This window comes from Flavobacterium hydatis, from assembly GCF_000737695.1.
Lineage (GTDB): Bacteria > Bacteroidota > Bacteroidia > Flavobacteriales > Flavobacteriaceae > Flavobacterium > Flavobacterium hydatis.
Map to the genome: position 1 here is coordinate 37,517 of NZ_JPRM01000026.1, position 19,407 is coordinate 56,923.

17 protein-coding genes are annotated in these 19,407 nt (G+C 32.3%); 10 read left to right on the forward strand and 7 right to left on the reverse strand.

Annotated features, from left to right (window positions below; translation table 11 throughout):
- The first annotated feature begins 371 nt into the window (after positions 1–371).
- The 6 genes from IW20_RS16090 to IW20_RS16115 all read left to right on the forward strand — a co-directional run bounded on the left by IW20_RS16090 (position 372) and on the right by IW20_RS16115 (position 8,113).
- Positions 372–1,385, forward strand: coding sequence for a helix-turn-helix transcriptional regulator (locus IW20_RS16090; RefSeq protein ID WP_035624497.1), 1,014 nt, complete (start codon positions 372–374; stop codon positions 1,383–1,385).
- A gap of 336 nt (positions 1,386–1,721) precedes the next feature.
- Positions 1,722–2,189, forward strand: a complete 468-nt coding sequence (locus IW20_RS16095) for a MarR family winged helix-turn-helix transcriptional regulator (protein WP_035624500.1) — start codon at positions 1,722–1,724, stop codon at positions 2,187–2,189.
- Entirely contained in the window at positions 2,173–4,563 is a 2,391-nt protein-coding gene (locus tag IW20_RS16100; protein ID WP_035624503.1) for a 3-hydroxyacyl-CoA dehydrogenase/enoyl-CoA hydratase family protein, read from the forward strand. Before IW20_RS16095 ends, IW20_RS16100 begins: the two co-directional genes overlap by 17 nt.
- Positions 4,564–4,654: 91 nt before the next feature.
- Entirely contained in the window at positions 4,655–5,836 is a 1,182-nt protein-coding gene (locus tag IW20_RS16105) for an acetyl-CoA C-acyltransferase (protein ID WP_035624506.1), read from the forward strand.
- A gap of 56 nt (positions 5,837–5,892) precedes the next feature.
- A complete protein-coding gene (locus IW20_RS16110; RefSeq protein ID WP_035624509.1) occupies positions 5,893–6,258 on the forward strand; it encodes a four helix bundle protein in 366 nt (121 codons plus the stop codon).
- Between the two features lie 64 nt (positions 6,259–6,322).
- The gene (locus tag IW20_RS16115; RefSeq protein ID WP_035624511.1) at positions 6,323–8,113 is read left to right on the forward strand and encodes an acyl-CoA dehydrogenase family protein; all 1,791 of its coding nucleotides are present in this window, start codon (positions 6,323–6,325) and stop codon (positions 8,111–8,113) included.
- Positions 8,114–8,357: 244 nt separating this feature from the next.
- On the opposite strand, the gene IW20_RS16120 is transcribed toward IW20_RS16115, so the two are convergent.
- Positions 8,358–10,370, reverse strand: a complete 2,013-nt coding sequence (locus tag IW20_RS16120) for a BCCT family transporter (protein WP_035624513.1) — start codon at positions 10,368–10,370, stop codon at positions 8,358–8,360.
- 284 nt (positions 10,371–10,654) lie between these two features.
- Between IW20_RS16120 and IW20_RS16125 the strand changes: the two genes are divergently transcribed.
- Positions 10,655–11,749: a glycoside hydrolase family 18 protein gene (locus IW20_RS16125; protein WP_035624516.1), complete on the forward strand. Its 1,095-nt coding sequence runs from the start codon at positions 10,655–10,657 to the stop codon at positions 11,747–11,749.
- Between the two features lie 77 nt (positions 11,750–11,826).
- Here IW20_RS16125 and IW20_RS16130 read toward each other — a convergent pair whose 3' ends face one another.
- Positions 11,827–12,309, reverse strand: coding sequence for a hypothetical protein (locus tag IW20_RS16130; RefSeq protein WP_035624519.1), 483 nt, complete (start codon positions 12,307–12,309; stop codon positions 11,827–11,829).
- 116 nt (positions 12,310–12,425) lie between these two features.
- The gene (locus IW20_RS16135) at positions 12,426–12,866 is read right to left on the reverse strand and encodes an META domain-containing protein (RefSeq protein ID WP_035624522.1); all 441 of its coding nucleotides are present in this window, start codon (positions 12,864–12,866) and stop codon (positions 12,426–12,428) included.
- A gap of 218 nt (positions 12,867–13,084) precedes the next feature.
- On the opposite strand from IW20_RS16135, the gene IW20_RS16140 reads away from it, so the two are divergent.
- Entirely contained in the window at positions 13,085–13,612 is a 528-nt protein-coding gene (locus tag IW20_RS16140) for a superoxide dismutase family protein (RefSeq protein ID WP_035624525.1), read from the forward strand.
- 107 nt (positions 13,613–13,719) lie between these two features.
- A complete protein-coding gene (locus IW20_RS16145; RefSeq protein ID WP_035624526.1) occupies positions 13,720–14,922 on the forward strand; it encodes an LETM1-related biofilm-associated protein in 1,203 nt (400 codons plus the stop codon).
- A gap of 36 nt (positions 14,923–14,958) precedes the next feature.
- Here IW20_RS16145 and can read toward each other — a convergent pair whose 3' ends face one another.
- The 4 genes from can to IW20_RS16165 all read right to left on the reverse strand — a co-directional run bounded on the left by can (position 14,959) and on the right by IW20_RS16165 (position 18,342).
- Entirely contained in the window at positions 14,959–15,597 is a 639-nt protein-coding gene (gene can, locus IW20_RS16150) for a carbonate dehydratase (protein WP_035624528.1), read from the reverse strand.
- A 124-nt stretch (positions 15,598–15,721) separates the two neighbouring features.
- Complete coding sequence (locus tag IW20_RS16155; protein WP_035624530.1) at positions 15,722–17,368, reverse strand: SulP family inorganic anion transporter; 1,647 nt, start codon at positions 17,366–17,368, stop codon at positions 15,722–15,724.
- Positions 17,369–17,448: 80 nt separating this feature from the next.
- Positions 17,449–17,733: a hypothetical protein gene (locus tag IW20_RS16160; protein WP_035624533.1), complete on the reverse strand. Its 285-nt coding sequence runs from the start codon at positions 17,731–17,733 to the stop codon at positions 17,449–17,451.
- 123 nt (positions 17,734–17,856) lie between these two features.
- A complete protein-coding gene (locus IW20_RS16165; RefSeq protein WP_035624536.1) occupies positions 17,857–18,342 on the reverse strand; it encodes a Dps family protein in 486 nt (161 codons plus the stop codon).
- 111 nt (positions 18,343–18,453) lie between these two features.
- Between IW20_RS16165 and IW20_RS16170 the strand changes: the two genes are divergently transcribed.
- The gene (locus IW20_RS16170; RefSeq protein ID WP_035624539.1) at positions 18,454–19,395 is read left to right on the forward strand and encodes a LysR substrate-binding domain-containing protein; all 942 of its coding nucleotides are present in this window, start codon (positions 18,454–18,456) and stop codon (positions 19,393–19,395) included.
- Positions 19,396–19,407: the final 12 nt, after the last annotated feature.

A 19,407-nucleotide genomic window follows, 5' to 3' on the forward strand; every position in this document is an offset into this window, starting at 1 on the left:
TTTTTCTTATGAATCTGAACATCAATAACCTTTCTATTTTTAAAGTATAATTTCATTTTATTATAAAAATCTATTTTTTGTACGCAAACCTCTTGCGTACAAAGATCATTAGACTTATTTTTATCACAAAAGTTGTTTTGCGTGAGGGATTGTAGTGAAAATCCTTTTGTTTTTTCCTTTAAAAAACAAAAGATTGAAACGAAAAGCCCGACCCGAAGGGACACGCCCAAATAATTATTGCCCAAATTAATTTAGCAAAGACAGAAAGTCACAAAGTTTTTAAGCCACAGATTAAAGGATTAAAATGATTCAAAAAAATCTGTTTAATCTGCCAAAAAAAAACTTAGTGTCTCAACGACAAAAAATATAATATGTCACAAAACAAGAATGCTTTAATACGCTATAAAACAATCGATAAATGCTTGCAGAATCAATATCGTACTTGGACTCTCGATGATTTAATCGAGGCTTGTTCGGATGCTTTATTTGAATATGAAGGTCGCGAAAACCGTATAAGCAAGCGGACTATACAAATGGATATTCAACTTATGCGAAGTGAGAAATTGGGGTATAATGCTCCTATTGTCGTATATGATAAGAAGTTTTATAAGTATGACGAGGAAGATTTCTCGATTACCGATATTCCGCTTACAGAAACGGATATGAATGTCCTAACCGAAACGGTATCGATGCTAAAACAATTTAAGGATTTCTCTTTGTTTAGCGATGTTTCGGATATTTTACAGCGATTGGAGGATAAAATCTATTCGGAGAAATCGCATACCAATTCGGTTATTTATTTGGATAAAAACGAGAATCTTAAAGGTTTGCATTATCTAGACGAAATTTATCAGGCTATTGTCAAGAAGATTGTTCTAGTTATTACTTATAAATCTTTTAAATCGAGAGAGGAACAAAAATTCTTTTTTCATCCTTTTATTTTAAAAGAGTTTAATAATCGTTGGTTTTTGGTTGGAAAGAAAAAAGGTTCTCAACCGATAACCAATTTGGCCCTTGACCGAATTACCAGCATCGATTTTGATTTTACGCTACCTTATATAGAAGAAAACTTTGATGCCGAAGAATTTTATAAAGATGTGGTTGGGGTTACGGTAAACCAAGGAATGCATGCTAAAAAAATTGAACTCTGGATTGATAAAGATAATGCTCCTTATGTTTTGACAAAACCTTTTCATGCTTCGCAAAAACTGGAAAAAGAAAATGAAGACGGAAGTATTGTAATTACTTTAAAGCTTAAAACTAATTATGAATTTGAGCGTTTGCTTTTGGGGTTTGGAGACGGACTGGAAGTTATTAGCCCCAATGGTTTGCGTTTGCGAATAAAAGATAAACTTAGGAAAGCTTTACTTAAATATGATGATTGATTGCTCTTGTTTTTAAATCGAAGAATTATCTTTCAAGATATAATAATCTAAATCCTTAATTTACTGTAATGATTTTATTTTTAGCATATTATAATAACTAAAATTTCAAAAAAAAATATTATATTTCATTCAAAAACAGAGCTTAACAAGTTCTATTTCATAACAAATTTTAAAATAACCAAAAAATATTTTTAGAAATACTATGCATGCATAATATTTTTTTATTATATTTGAAATCGATATAGTTGCCAAAAACGAATTCGATTTAAATTAATGTAAAGAATATTATCTAATGTATTTCACATTAAAATTAAATAAACAAATACGATCTACCAAATGAAAGAAAAAACTATAGATTATATTTTACGAGCGACCTGGCAGGCTGTATCAAGAATGTACAATGAAGAGGCTGCAAAATATGATGCGACAATGGCAACTGGTTTTGCCTTATTAAGCATCGATAAAGAGGAAGGTACCCCATCGACAGCATTAGGTCCCAGAATGGGTATGGAAGCTACTAGCTTAACCAGAACGCTTAAATCTATGGAAGACAAAGGATTGATTGTTCGCAAGAAAAATCCAACCGATGGCCGAGGTGTTTTGATTTATCTAACTGAATTTGGAAAAGAAAAAAGAGACTTATCTAAAAATACTGTCTTGAAATTTAATGAAACAGTTAGAAACCACGTTTCTGAAGAAAAATTAAAACATTTTATTGAGGTGGCAGAAATCATAAATGAATTAATACAAGATAAAAATATATTTAATCAAACAGAAAAAATAGAAAATGAAACGCACAATTAAAAAAGTTGCCGTAATTGGATCCGGAATTATGGGTTCAGGAATAGCTTGTCATTTTGCTAACATTGGTGTGGAAGTTTTACTCCTAGACATCATTCCCCGTGAGTTAACAGAGGCCGAAACTAAAAAAGGCTTAACTCTAGACAGCAAAGTCGTAAGAAACAGAGTTGTAAACGAACATCTTGCTAACTCATTAAAATCTAAGCCCTCTCCTATTTACAGTCAGAAATTCGCAAATAGAATTACGACTGGAAATACGACTGATGATATGGCAAAAATTGCCAATGTTGATTGGATTATAGAAGTTGTTGTAGAACGTCTTGATATTAAAAAACTAGTTTTTGAACAAATCGAGAAATTCCGTAAACCTGGAACTTTAGTAACATCTAACACTTCTGGTATTCCGATTCATTTTATGAGTGAAGGTAGAAGCGAAGATTTTCAACAACACTTCTGCGGAACTCACTTTTTTAACCCTGCGCGTTACTTAAAATTATTTGAAATTATTCCTGGTCCAAAAACTTCAACTGAAGTATTGGATTTCTTAAACGAATACGGTTCTAAATTTTTAGGAAAAACATCTGTTGTTGCTAAAGATACTCCAGCGTTTATAGGAAACAGAATTGGTATTTACGGAATCCAAAGTTTATTCCACTTAGTTAAAGAAATGGGATTAACTATAGAAGAAGTTGATAAATTGACTGGCCCAGTTATTGGTCGTCCAAAATCGGCTACTTTCCGTACAGTTGATGTTGTTGGTTTAGATACATTAGTACACGTTGCTAATGGTATTTATGAAAACTGTCCAACTGATGAGCAACACGAATTGTTTAAACTTCCTGATTTCATCACAAAAATGATGGAGAATAATTGGTTAGGAAGTAAAACAGGACAAGGTTTCTACAAAAAAGTAGATAAAGATATCCTTACTCTTGATTTAGATACTCTGGAATATCGTGCTGCTAAAAAAGCAAATTTTGCTACGCTTGAACTAACTAAAACTATCGATAAACCTATCAATCGTTTTAAAGTGTTGGTTAAAGGAAAAGATAAAGCGGGAGAATTCTACCGTAAGAGTTTCGCTGGAATGTTTGCTTATGTATCAAACAGAATTCCTGAAATCTCAGACGAATTATATAAAATTGATGATGCTATGAAAGCTGGTTTCGGATGGGAAAATGGTCCTTTCAAAATTTGGGATGCTATTGGTGTCGAAAACGGAATCGAAATCATGAAAGCTGAGGGGTTAGCTCCTGCTGCATGGGTAAATGATATGTTAGCTTCTGGAAGCAAAAGCTTTTATACTGTAAAAGAAGGGGCTACTTATTTTTACAACATTCCGACAAAATCTCAAACTAAAGTTCCTGGACAAGATTCATTTATCATCCTAAACAACATTCGCGAAAGCAAAAAAGTTTGGAGTAATAGTGGAGCAATTATCCAAGATTTAGGAGATGGAATCTTGAACTTAGAATTCCAATCTAAAATGAATACAATTGGTGGCGATGTACTACAAGCTATCAATAAAGCAATCGACTTATCTGAAAAAGAATATCAAGGTTTAGTTATTGGTAACCAAGCTGCAAACTTTTCTGTAGGTGCTAATATCGGAATGATTTTTATGATGGCTGTTGAACAAGAATATGATGAGTTGAATATGGCTATCAAAATGTTCCAAGACACTATGATGCGTGTACGTTACTCAGGAATTCCTGTTGTTGTAGCGCCTCACGGAATGACTTTTGGTGGTGGATGCGAAATGAGCTTACATGCTGATAAGGTTGTAGCTGCTGCTGAAACTTACATGGGATTAGTTGAATTTGGTGTTGGTGTACTTCCTGGTGGTGGTGGATCTAAAGAAATGGCTTTGAGAGCATCTGACCTTTTCCGTAAAAACGATGTGGAATTAAACGTTCTTCAGGAGTATTTCTTAACTATTGCTATGGCAAAAGTATCTACTTCTGGTTACGAAGCTTTTGATACTGGACTTCTTCAACATGGTAAAGATATTATTGTAATAAACAAAGATCGTCAGATTGCCGAAGCTAAAAAACATGCATTGTTAATGGCTGAAGCTGGTTATACTCAACCAATAAGAAGAACAGATGTAAAAGTATTAGGAAAACAAGCTCTTGGAATGTTCTTAGTAGGAACAGATCAAATGGAAGCTGGAAAATACATCTCTGAGCATGATAAGAAAATTGCCAACAAACTTGCTTACGTAATGGCTGGTGGTGATTTATCTGAAGCTACTTTAGTATCTGAGCAATATTTATTGGATATCGAACGTGAAGCTTTCTTATCTCTTTGTACTGAAAGAAAAACATTGGAAAGAATTCAATATATGTTAACTAAAGGAAAACCACTAAGAAATTAGAAAATAGAACAAAGAGAATAGAATATAGATTTCAGACTTGGTAAAGTCTATTTTCTATACTCTATCTTCTATACTCTTAAAAACAAAACAAATGAAAACAGCATATATAGTAAAAGCATACCGTACTGCGGTAGGAAAAGCACCTAAAGGAGTTTTTAGATTTAAAAGACCTGATGAATTAGCTGCAGAAACCATTCAGTTTATGATGAATGAATTGCCTGATTTTGACAAAAAACGTATTGATGATGTTATGGTAGGAAATGCCATGCCAGAAGCTGAACAAGGTTTGAACGTTGGTCGTTTAATTTCTCTTATGGGATTAAAAGTAGAAGATGTTCCTGGTGTAACTGTAAACCGTTACTGTGCATCTGGATTAGAAACTATCGGAATGGCAACTGCAAAAATCCAATCAGGAATGGCAGATTGTATCATCGCTGGTGGTGCCGAAAGCATGAGTTTTATTCCGATGGGAGGTTACAAACCAACTCCGGATTACAAACTTGCTGCCGAAGGTCACGAAGATTATTACTGGGGAATGGGATTAACTGCTGAAGCGGTTGCAAACCAATATAAAATTTCTAGAGAAGACCAGGATGAGTTTGCTTATAACTCTCATATCAAAGCATTAAAAGCGCAAGCTGAAGGTAAATTCGACAAACAAATCGTTCCGATTACTGTTGAGCAAACTTTCATTAATGAAAATGGTAAAAAAGAAACTAAATCATACATCGTAAATAAAGACGAAGGTCCTCGTGCTGGAACTTCTAAAGAAGCTTTGGCAGGCTTAAGACCTGTTTTTGCTGCTAACGGAAGTGTAACTGCTGGTAACTCTTCTCAAATGAGTGATGGTGCTGCTTTTGTTTTAATCATGAGCGAGGATATGGTAAAAGAATTAAACCTTGAGCCTATTGCAAGATTAGTGAACTTTGCTTCATCTGGTGTTGAACCAAGAATTATGGGTATTGGTCCTGTAAAAGCAATTCCGAAAGCCTTAAAACAAGCAGGATTACAATTAAAAGATATTGATTTAGTTGAGCTAAACGAAGCTTTTGCTTCTCAATCATTAGCCGTTGTTCGTGAGTTAGGTTTAAACCCTGATATCGTAAACGTAAATGGTGGAGCAATTGCTTTAGGTCACCCACTAGGTTGTACTGGTGCTAAACTTTCTGTTCAATTATTCGACGAAATGAAACGCAGAGGTAGTAAATACGGAATCGTTTCTATGTGTGTAGGAACTGGACAAGGAAGTGCTGGGATTTACGAGGTGTTGTAAGAGAGACTAAAAGATGAAAGACGAATAGATAATAGACTTTTACGAGATAAAAACAGATGACCGAATTTAAAAGACATAATTTCAAAAAATTAAAGATTTGGCAAATGGCAATGGATGTGTCTAAAGTAATTTTAGACTTAACAGATACATTTCCAATTTCTGAAAAATTTGGATTAAAAAGTCAAATGGATCGGTCAACAGTTTCGATGCCTTCAAACATAGCTGAAGGATCAAGTAGAACTAATAAATCTTTCAGTCATTTTCTAGATATATCTCTAGGCTCATCTTTTGAATTACAAACACAACTTTTATTAGCAAATCATAGAAAATATTTAACAGACGAATTCTTGAATCAGATTGAAATAAAGATTGAGGAGTTTCAAAAAGCAACAATGTCATTTCAAAATACATTAAATAAATAATTAATAATTTGACGTCTATCATCTATTCGTCTATTATCTATCATCTTAAAAAATAAATATAGCCATGTCAGACAAAACAAGAGGAGGTCAATTCCTAGTTAAAGAAACAAAGTGCGAAGACATCTTTACACCAGAAGATTTTTCGGAAGAGCAATTAATGATGCGTGACTCTGTAAAGGAGTTTGTAGACAAAGAAATTTGGCCTAACAAAAATCGTTTCGAGAAAAAAGATTACGCTTTTACAGAAGAAAGTATGCGTAAAGCTGGTGAACTTGGACTTTTAGGAGTTGCTGTTCCAGAAGAATACGGTGGATTAGGAATGGGATTCGTATCGACTATGTTAGTTTGTGATTATATCTCTGGAGCTACAGGTTCATTCTCAACTGCTTTTGGTGCTCATACAGGTATCGGAACTATGCCAATTACTTTATATGGTACTGAAGAACAAAAGAAAAAATACGTTCCTAAATTAGCCTCAGGAGAATGGTTTGGAGCTTATTGCTTAACTGAGCCAGGAGCTGGATCTGATGCAAACTCAGGAAAAACTAAAGCAGTTTTATCTGAAGACGGAACTCACTACAAAATTACAGGACAAAAAATGTGGATTTCTAACGCAGGTTTTTGTAGTGTATTTATCGTTTTTGCTCGTATTGGTGATGATAAAAATATTACTGGATTTATCGTAGAAAATACTGCTGATAATGGAATTTCGATGAATGAAGAAGAGCACAAATTAGGTATTCGTGCTTCATCTACTCGTCAGGTTTTCTTTAATGATACCAAAGTTCCAGTAGAAAATATGCTTTCTGAAAGAGGAAACGGTTTCAAAATTGCAATGAACGCTTTAAACGTTGGTCGTATTAAACTTGCTGCTGCTTGTCTTGATGCTCAAAGAAGAGTTACTTCTGGAGCTGTAAAATATGCTAACGAAAGAATCCAATTTAATACTGCAATTTCTCAATTTGGAGCAATTCGTTCTAAATTAGCAGAAATGGCTACAAACTGTTACGCAGGAGAAAGTGCTTCTTACCGTGCTGCAAAAGATATCGAAGATAGAATTATCGCTCGTGAAGCTGAAGGATCTACGCATCAAGAAGCAGAATTAAAAGGTGTTGAAGAATATGCTATTGAGTGTTCTATCCTTAAAGTTGCTGTTTCTGAAGATGTTCAGAATTGTGCTGACGAAGGAATTCAAATTTTTGGTGGAATGGGATTCTCTGAAGATACTCCAATGGAAAGTGCTTGGAGAGATGCTCGTATCGCTCGTATTTACGAAGGTACAAACGAAATCAACAGAATGCTTTCTGTTGGTATGTTAATCAAGAAAGCTATGAAAGGCCATGTTGATTTATTAGGTCCTGCAATGAAAGTATCTGAAGAATTAATGGGTATTCCATCTTTTGACACTCCAGATTTCTCTGAATTATTTGCTGAGGAAAAAGGAATCGTTGCAAACCTTAAAAAAGTATTCTTAATGGTTGCTGGAAGTGCTGTACAAAAATACGGTCCAGACTTAGATGCTCACCAACAATTATTAATGGCTGCATCTGATATCTTAATCGAAATTTATATGGCTGAAAGTACTATTCTTAGAACTGAAAAATTAGCTAAAAAAGAAGGAGAAGCAAAAGTACAAGAGCAAATTGCTATGGCAAAATTATACTTATATAAAGCTGTAGATATCGTAAACTCAAAAGGAAAAGAAGGAATTATTTCTTTTGCTGAGGGTGACGAACAACGTATGATGTTAATGGGATTAAAACGTTTTACAAAATACACAAACAATCCAAATGTGGTGGCTCTTAGAGAAACAATTACTTCAAAATTAGTTGCAGAAAACGAATACTGCTACTAAATTAAAAATAGTTTTTAGTCAATTTTAATTTGTTTAAACCGCACCTGTCCCGAAAACAGTGCGGTTTTTTTATTACTATCAAACAGTAGAGACACACATCAACATATCTGCACAAAAAAAAGACGCACTGCTGTGCGTCTCTTCATTATTGACCTAATAACAACTTGAATTATTTTTTTGCCACAGATTACAAGATTAAAATGTTTTTTTTTACAACTAACAATCAACCATTCACAATTAACAATTAACTATTTGGCTTCATAATCAAATCATGATCACCTTCTGAACTTAAATTTAAAAAACGTTCATATTCCCTCAAAACATCTGAGATAATTCCATCTTTAGTCAAATATTGAATATCATATCCTTTACGATGATCTCCAAAGTAAGTAATGGGTTGAAAAATAGTTTCCAAATCCATATCCGGAGTATTTTTTTCCTTTAGCAATGTTTCAGAAACAGTTTGCCCCTGAACCATTACACCATATTTAAAGTTTCTCAGCTCATCATATTCAATTTCTAACTCGATAGCTCGCTGAGGAGTAGAAAAAGAATTTATATGTGCTTCAATATTATTTTTAGCCAATTCAACCACTAATTCTTCAAAAGCTTTTTTTACAGTTCCATTCAAAAACTCATGAATATCTTTCTTTTTAGAGACAGTCACAATCTTTTCTAAATGTTCCCTCCAATTCGTATTATTCCAATTTAAACTTCCATGCGAATATTTTTTAGCACTGTATTCACTATCTACAACTAACGCTTTCCATAAATTATAACACAACAACAACATAATAATTCCGAAGGGCAAAGCGGTAATTAATGTCATAGTCTGCAAAGAAGCCAAACCACCGGAATGCAACAAACTCAAAGACAGAAGAGACAATAAAACACCCCAGAATATACTTTGCCATTTTGGTGAATTTACGGCTCCTTTTGATGCTATACCATTCATTATAAAAATCCCCGAATCTGCAGATGTGATAAAAAACACGCAAATAATAAGAATTGATAAAATATTCAAAAAAGTGGTTAACGGGAAATAAGTAAAGAAATTAAACAAAAGTGTATCTGGATTTTTAGCAAATACACTTAGGGCACCATGCGCAATATGCTCATCTATCCATACGGCACTACTCCCGAAAACAGTCATCCACAAAAAATTAAAAAAGGCAGGAATAAATAATACCGCCAAAATAAATTCTCGTATCGTTCTTCCTTTAGAAATTTTAGCAATAAATAAACCTACATAAGGCGCCCAGGAAATCCACCATGCCCAATATAAAATAGTCCAATTAGAAAACCATTCCTGACTTCCTTTTTCATAGGCATAAGTATTAAACGTTAGCGAAATAAAATGACTTATATAGTGTCCTAAACCTTCTGTAAAAGTACTTAGAATATAAATAGTTGGTCCAAAAACAAGTATAAACAACATTAATAAAACGGCCATAATAATGTTTAGCTCACTTAGTTTTTTAACTCCTTTTCCTAAACCCGAAATCGCCGAAGAAACAGCAATTATCATAACCACCAAAACGATAATAATTTGGTAATTAAAACTAGATTCTGGAATTATATTAAGACTTACTAATCCGGCACTTAACTGCACAACTCCGAAACCAAGAGTTGTTGCAATACCAAAAAAAGTACTACACAGGCCAAAAACATCTACAATGTTTCCAAACTTTCCATGAATTTTACTTTTTAAAATTGGATAAAATCCGCTTCGAATTGCAAGAGGTAAATTGTGTCTATAAGTAAAATAGGCTAATGAGAGTCCCACAACACCATATATAGACCATGCGTGAAAACCCCAATGAAAAAAAGTGTACAATTGCGCTTCTTTCGCTCGTAAATTATCTGCCAAATTAGCGTTGGCTGGAGTTGCATAATGCGCCATGGTTTCCCCTACGCCAAAATACATCAACCCAATTCCCATTCCGGCAGCAAAAAGCATTGCTATCCATGAAAAGAAAGAATATTCAGGTTCAGAATCATCTGCACCTAATTTAATTTTACCAAATTTACTAATGGCTAATGTGACTAAAAACAAAACAAAAATGGTCACTAGTAATACATAAAGCCAACTTAAGTTTTTAAATATTATGTTTTTTGCAAAATTAAGTGCCTGCTCTGCATCCTTTGAAAAGAAAATGCAAAACAATGAGATTGCAATAATGATGGCTAAACTTGGTAATGCAACAGATTTTGTAAAATTGGTTTTAAAGACCTTTGAGCTTGTAGATTTATTCATGATAAAATGGTTTTTCACTGTTATTATCTAAAGTAAATCCAAATTTTAAATTCAGATTGAGGAAGTTTTTTATTAATACAACTTTGATAATTTGTATACAGAAGAATTGTAAATCTAACGAAAAAGAAATAATTTTTCTCTTAAAACGCCAGAAAAGTTACTTCACAAAACAAAAACTGTAACAAATTAGGTCAATACTGTGTATCTATTTAATTAATATTTAGTTTGAAATGTTCTATATTTAGCATTCAAAAACCTATTAAAAACTAAAAAATTTTAAAAAAATGAAAAGATTAAAACCGATTATTTTCTTTTTTCTGTGTTGTTTTACCACGAACACTTTTGCGCAATCAGGAAAAAAAATTGACGTTATCGCATATTACACTGGCGATGATAAACTTATTGATCAATATGATGTAAGCAAGCTTACTCACATAATTTTTAGTTTCTGTCACCTAAAAGATGGAAAACTAAGCGTAGACACTCCTAAAGATTCTCTTTCTATAAAGCACTTAGTTGGCTTAAAAAAAACTAATCCTAAGCTTAAAATCATGCTTTCTCTAGGTGGTTGGGGAGGATGCGAACCTTGTTCTGAAGTTTTCTCGACTGCACAAGGAAGAAATGTTTTTGCTAAATCGGTAAAAGAAATAAATGATTATTTTAAAACTGATGGTTTAGATTTAGATTGGGAATATCCAGCAATCGAAGGTCTTCCTGGACATTTATATCAAGCTGCAGATAAACCAAACTTTACTGAACTTGTAAAAGCATTACGTACAAGTTTAGGCAAAAAACATGAACTTAGCTTTGCTGCTGGAGGATTTCAGAAATTCTTAGACGAATCTATAGAATGGAAAATTGTTATGCCATTAGTAGACCGCGTAAATATAATGAGCTATGATTTAGTAAATGGATATTCAAAAGTAACTGGTCACCATGCTCCTTTATATGGCGGAACTCCAGACGCTCAATCTACAGACAGAGCGGTAGAGTATTTATTAAAATTGGGAATCCCTGCTAATAAATTAGTAATTGGTGGTGCTTTTTACACTAGAGTCTGGAAAAATGTTGCCAACATAAATAATGGTTTATACCAATCTGGGGAACACATTGAAGGTATTCCATTTAGAGACTATGCAGCAAATTTTACTGAAGCAAAAGGTTGGAAGTATTTCTGGGATAATAAAGCAAAAGCAGGATATTGGTATAACGAAAAGGAACAAATGTTTGCTACTGGAGATGATCTTCCTTCTATAAAAGAAAAAACAGAATACGCTATAAATAAAAAATTAGGCGGAATCATGTTTTGGGAATTACCTTTAGACACTTTCAAAGGCGGAATGGTTGATGCCATTTATGAATTGAAAACTAAAAAATAAGAATTACAATAAAATAAAAATGCGTTAACAGTTTCTTGAATTGTTAACGCATTTTCTTTGGACTAAAATTACCCTTTTTAGTTCACTTTAGATTTTTCAATTTCTCCAATGAAAGGAATAGAATCCAGAATTTGACCACGAATTGCAGTTTGTAAATAAACCTCTAATTGAATAAATTTAGCTGCATTAATAGCCCCTATTGCCTTTTTGGCTTTAGTATATGTTTTATCATATAATTTTTCATATCCAAGATTGCTTTTTAATGTTCCTTTTGCTAATTCATCAGCTTTAGCATCAGTAAGAGTAGCATAATTGGTAGCATAATCATCAACTACCTTAATTATATTTTGTCCCAACGCTTTACGTTCTGTTTCATAATCATCATATATTTTTTGAAAAGCTAGTGTTTGCTCATCTGACAAATTCATATATTGCTTTACAAGGTCAGATTTTGATTTTCCGTAAATACTCTGTATAACATCTACATCTTCTTTTGCTAAAGATTGAGCAAAAGAACTTCCTGAAACTACCAATAACAATGCGATAAGGAACTTTTTCATAATTTAAGATTTAAAATTTATAATATTTTTATTGATTTATTCTCAATTGGCTTTATTACATCACAAGAAACTAGCTTCAACAAAATATTGAATGTGAGCAAAAAGTATTGATTAATTTATTTTTTAACGAAACGCATCGTTGCAATATCACCAGAAATAAAATTCAAGGTTTTACCATCATCAGTAACATCATATGAAGTTATCTTTTGCAAAGCATCCATAAAAACCTGTTCACCTTGATTGCCTTGACACATCATTTTAGTAGTTGCCAATCCATCTCTAAAATTGATGCTATTACCATCTACATTTAATTTTCCTGTAAAAGAGTTACAGCTATTATTTCCAGAAACTCTATTTTCTTTCGTATCAAAAGTTATTGTTGGCTTTTTATTAGGATATAAACCATCAAAGGTAATTCTTGGCCCAGTTACATAGTTTAACTCCCAAGTACCATTAAGTTTTGATTCAGAATCTTTTGTTGCAGTTTTATTTTGAGCAGAATTACAAGAAAATAAAACAATTCCAATTGCAGCGAACATTGCTATTTTTTTTATCATAATTTAAAGTTTTAAGTTTTACAAACAATTATCAATGAACAAGTTTAGCATTATTTACTATTAAATATATAAACACGAATTTAAGCAATATTTCATCTTCTTTTGTAAATTTAAACTTATTTTTTACTTAATACAGAAATGTATTTTAACTTTCAGATGATTTTCATTCAATAATTTTAAACTAACTTTACTTTAGATTTAATCAAAAACACATAATTATGAAAAAAATAATTCTATCTCTTGTAGTAATTGCTGCAGTTATTATCGGATGTAAAACCAAAAATAATACTGATGATTCTAAAAAATTAACCATCGCACTTGAACCTAAAAGTAACAGTTCGGTATCTGGTACAGCAACTTTTGTAGAGAAAAAAGGAGAAGTAACTTTTGTAGCAAAAATTAGTGGTTTAAAACCAGGAGTTCATGCAATACACATTCATGAAAAATCAGATTGTTCTGCTGCTGATGGAACTTCTGCTGGTGGACACTGGAATCCAACATTTAAAAAACACGGAAAATGGGGTGTTGGAGAATATCATAAAGGAGATATCGGAAACTTTACTGCAGATGATAAAGGAAACGGTACAATTACGTTAACAACAAACGAATGGTGCATTGGTTGTGGAGATGCAACTAAAGATATATTAGGAAAAGGATTAATTGTACACCAAGATCCAGATGATTTTACGACTCAACCAACAGGTAATGCTGGTGCAAGAGTAGCTTGTTCTGCAATTATAAAATAAAAACTTTAATTAAAAAACCATTTTATTCACAAAGTAAGATGGTTTTTTAATTTTAATCAATATTCAAATCATAAAAAAAGATAGCTTTGTAGCTTCAAATTAAAGTAATGATTAACCCTTCGGCAACTGGTTGGATAGATAAATTTTTTAGTGAACAAAAGTTCCAAGAAAAAGTAGTTACTGAAACTAGCAATTCCTTTTACCAAAAAGTTAGAGCAACAGGATTTATTTATGGACATATAATAACAATAGAAACTCCTGTTCCTATAAAAATAAAAGGTTGGTTTAAAACCGAAATTTCAAAAGTAGCTTTATTAAACACTTTATTCGGCATTTATTCCCTTACCAAAAATGATACTAATTCAGAACGTTTTATTACAGAAGCATTAGCTTTTTACAATCAAATGAATCCTGAAGGTTTTAACCTCTTCAAGATATTACTCCCAAAAAGTAGTGATTCTCTAACATTAGAGAATATAATCGATGAACGAGTTCAGACCAACGACAGTATTATTAGCAAAAACTTCTCTCATCTAGTTACAAATGCTCTTTTGTTTATAGATGTTTTAGCTTTTCGCCAATATCTTATACATGGGTCTATTCCCGAAAAATATCTTAAGAAAATAGAAGAAACGGTAATGAGCATTGTGGCATTGGCATTAAAAACCAAAACCAATAAATCTCAATACGATGATTTACTGATTAAACTTTTTGAGGCATCGATACGCTACAGCAAATTTTCAAAAGTTACAGTTGGAACTTTAGAAAATTTACAATTACACCATTTTTCTAATGAATTAGAAAGATACTATTTAATAGATATGGCTGGAATGGCTTTGTGGAGTGATGGTGTTGTAGAGAATGAAGAAGCTTATTTTTTACATACATTGGCTAATATCTTAAATGTATCGGATGAATTTGTATCCGAAAGTATCAAAAGTACGGATGCCTTTATCAACGAACATAAAAAAGAGATTCCATATTTTAATTACTCCAATCCTGTAAAACATTTTTATGATCAAATGACTATGGGAGTTATTACGCTTATAAAGCGCAATAAAAACAGGTTAATAAAGGAAATTATCCAAAGTAAGGAATTAATGCTTCTCCTAGCCTATTCTACTCGTAGAGATCTGGAACCTAGCGAAAAGAAGAAAATAAAAAAACAATTATTGGATATCTGTAAAACGATTCCATCATTAACAATATTCTTACTTCCAGGCGGAAGCTTATTATTACCAATACTAATTAAGTTCATCCCTACCTTATTGCCATCGGCATTTAATGAAAACTTAGAAGAAAACGAATAAAAAAAAAATCGCCTTAATTAAGGCGATTTTTAAATTTTATAGATTACTTAATTGATAAACATCATCAAGTTCATCATTAGAACTAATAGTCACATTTAAATCTGTTACAAATCCTGAATTTAAACCATAAACCCAACCGTGTAACATTAGGTCTTGTCCATTTTTCCAAGCTCCTTGTACAATTGAAGTTTTAGCTAAATTGTAAACTTGCTCTTTAGCATTTACCTCAACAAAAGCATTGAAACGCTCCGTTTCGTCTTCAATTGAGTTTAAGTATTTGTCATGTAAACGGTACTCGTCTTTAATATGACGAATCCAGTTATCAATGATTCCCACAGATTGGTTACCCATTGCTGTTTTTACACCACCACAACCATAATGTCCACAAACAATTACGTGCTTAACTTTTAAAACATTTACTGCATAATCTAAAACGCTTAACATGTTCATATCTGAGTGAACAACCATGTTAGCAATATTTCTGTGTACAAAAACTTCTCCTGGTTTTGCACCAATAATTTCATTTGCCGGAACACGACTATCAGAACAACCAATCCACAATAATGGTGGAGTTTGTCCTTTGGCTAAATCTGCGAAAAAATTAGGATCCTTAGCTAATGAATCTTCAACCCACTTTTTATTATTTTCTAATATTTGTTTATAAAACTCTTTCATTTTTTTTTAATTTTTTGTTGCTGAGTATTTCAGTGTTTATGAGGACTCCAAAAAGGTTCTCGTAAAGTTACTTATTTTTAATCCTCAATAAACACTTCCCTACAGCTTTATTTAACCAACTTATTTAAAACTTCTCTTTTTCTGTTCTTTTAACCATAGCTCTTTTTGCAACATCATAATAATGCTCTATAGATACATGATTAGGTAAATCTGGTGTGTTTTCTAACTCGTAAGCTTTCTTAAATCCTTTAAGTTTCACCTTAATGTTTTGATCAACTGCTCTGGTTTCTTTAAACTCTTTTATTAAATCCAGAATATCGTGAGCAATATACACTGTGTCCTGTGCATTGATAATTACTTTTGAATTTTCTGGAACAGAGTTCAAAGTAAGCTTGATAGCCGCTTTATTCAAGAAAGAAACTTCTTGAGCAAGATCTATATGAATTACATCTCCATCTTCGTATTCTTCTTTTTTGAAACTGTAAGCTCTTTTTAAGTTTCCTCTTAAAACAAAAATTACACTAATTACAATTCCAATAGCAACACCTTTAAGTAAATCTGTCGCTACAACAAATACTAAAGTTGCAACAAACGGTACAAATTGGTATTTTCCTTTTTCCCAGAAGTGTATAAAAGTTGCAGGCTTAGCTAGTTTATAACCTACTAATATTAATATAGTAGCCAAAGTTGCTAATGGGATTTTATTTAATATTACTGGAATTGCCAATACACTTATCAATAACAAAACACCATGGATAATTGCAGACATTTTTGATTTTGCTCCAGCATTATTATTTGCCGAAGATCTTACAACAACTGATGTCATAGGTAAACCTCCTAAAAGTGAACTTACCATGTTTCCGATACCTTGTGCTTTAAGCTCAACGTTAGTATTTGTATATCTCTTTTGCGCATCCATTCTATCTGATGCTTCGATACATAATAATGTCTCGATAGAAGCTACAATAGCAATCGTTAAACCTACAACCCAAACTTGAGGATTAGTTACTCCTGCAAAATTAGGCGTTACAATAATTGCTTTAAATTCTTCAAATGAAGTAGGAATTGGCAATGATACTAAATGTTCTTTCCCAATAGCAAAAGCGCTTCCTGATGAAATGAAAATTTCATTTAAAATGATCCCTGCAATTACTGCTACAAGAGCTCCAGGAATTAATTTAAGTTTTTTCAGGAAAGAAACCTTATCCCAAGCAATTAATATTACAAAAGAGATTAAAGTAATGATAACAGCTCCCATATGAATATGGTTGAAGATTTCAAACAAAGAAGAAATTGTGTTACTTCCATCACTTTGAACAAATGCCTGATCTCCTTCAAAATCAGCATCGTATCCAAATGCATGTGGCAATTGTTTCAGAATAATAATAATTCCGATACCAGCAAGCATACCTTCGATAACATTAGTAGGAAAGTAATTAGAGATACTTCCTGCTTTTAAGAAACCTAACCCTAACTGGATTAATCCAGCAATAAAAACTGCGGTTAAGAATACGTCAAAAGCTCCCAAATCGGTAATTGCAGTAAGGATAATTGCTGTTAAACCAGCAGCTGGCCCAGATACACTAATATGTGACTGGCTCAAATATCCTACAACTATTCCTCCAATAATTCCAGAAATAATTCCAGAAAACAATGGTGCTCCAGAAGCCATTGCAATACCTAAACACAACGGGAGGGCAACCAAAAACACTACTAACCCTGAAGCAAAATCTGACTTAAGGTTAGCAAAAAGATTTACTCTTTTTTTCATAATACAATAGTAAAAAGTTCATAAAAGGTTTACTATGTTATTTAAAACACAGCGAACATTTAAAAAATTAACCGGATGTACTATACGAAGTTAGGGGGTGGGGCAAAGATACTTGCAGAAATCTTATCATGCTTAGATAATTTCTCTGACAATATAGGATTTGACTTATCAAACAATGGTAAAACAAACTCACCTTGAAATACAGGATGAAATACATACACCTTAATTTCTTTATGCGAATGTTCTTCTTCTGATAAGCTATAAAATGCAGACACATCACTCTTTTTCTCAATCATCGTCACGATAGGTGGCGTCGATAAGAAAGCGATAAATATGATTAATAATATGTATGCAATTTTTTTCATTAGTGCAAAAATAGAGTTAAACTGATAAAATCAAAACTGTAGGTCAAAAATTTTAAACAAATTTAACATTAACAAAAAAAAACCAGACTAGCTATTTAATGCTACTCTGGTTTTTTAGTTATACTATTTTTCCAAATCCTCTTCTAACCACGCTTTCATCATCCAAATCGTTTTTTCTTGTTCTGAGATAAAATCACTCATCATCGAGTTAGTTCCCTCATCATTAATTTCATCCGATTGTTTTAAAATTTCTCTTTCAATCTTCAGTAAATCAGTTAATGAGTTTACAATTAGGTGAACCGCTTTCTCATCATTCGAGATATTTTTTCCAATTACAAGTTTGTTATTTTTAATATAATCTTCAAACGTATGTAGTGGTGTTCCTCCAATTGTGAGAACTCTTTCGGCAATTAAATCTATTTTTAATTGGGCATCTGTATATAATTCTTCAAATTTTACATGCAAATCAAAAAAACGTTTTCCACGAATGTTCCAGTGAAGTCCTCGCAAGTTTTGGTAATAAACCTGAAAATTTGATAGTAAGACATTCAATTCTTTTACAATTAATTCTGACTCTTTTACTGGTAATCCTAAAATATTAGTTTTCATACTTATTATTTTTTAATTCTATTAATTGTAAATTTAAAATAAGTTTTTCAAAAATGCCATAAAAAAAAATTATATTTTATTATTTTTGTATCAGAAAATACTATTAAAACAATGACAATAACTCAACTCCAATATGTTCTTGCTGTAGCTGAACACAAAAATTTTACCCTTGCTGCCGAAAAATGTTTCGTTACGCAGCCTACACTTAGTATGCAAATACAAAAGATAGAAGAAGAACTTAGTATCTTGATATTCGACAGAAGCAAGAAACCAATCCAACTTACAGAAATTGGACAAAAAATTGTAAATCAAGCAAAGAACATTGTAAACGAAGCCGATAGAATAAAAGATATTGTAGAACAACAAAAAGGTTTTATTGGTGGCGAATTCAAACTAGGAATTATCCCAACGGTTATGCCTACTCTTCTACCTATGTTTTTAAATAATTTCATTAAGAAATACCCAAAGGTTAAACTATTAATTGAGGAACTTAATACGGATGAAATTATTACCAAATTAAAAAACGGGCACCTTGATGCTGCAATCGCTGTAACACCATTAGAAGACGAAAAAATAAAAGAAATCGTTCTGTACTTTGAGCCTTTTGTCGCCTATATTCCAGAACAACATTCTGTTTTTCAGAAAGAAGAAATCGAAGTATCAGATTTAAATATCAATGAAATCTTGCTTCTACAAGACGGACATTGTTTTAGAGATGGTATTTTAAATCTATGTAAAAACGGTACAGATGTAGAAAATAATGCTTTCCAGATACAAAGCGGAAGTTTTGAAACACTTATAAAATTAGCCGACGAAGGCTTGGGCACAACTTTGTTGCCGTATTTACATACATTAGATCTAAAAGAAACAGACAAATTAAAGCTTCGCCACTTTAAGGAACCTAAACCTGCCAGAGAGGTAAGTTTAATTTACCCAAAAAGCGAATTAAAAATTCAAATTATCGATGCCATAAGAAGCACAATTGCTGGTGTTGTAAAAGGAGCTATTGTTTTTCAAAACGTTCAGATAATAAGTCCAATCCAAAAGAAATAAAAAAAGGAACCT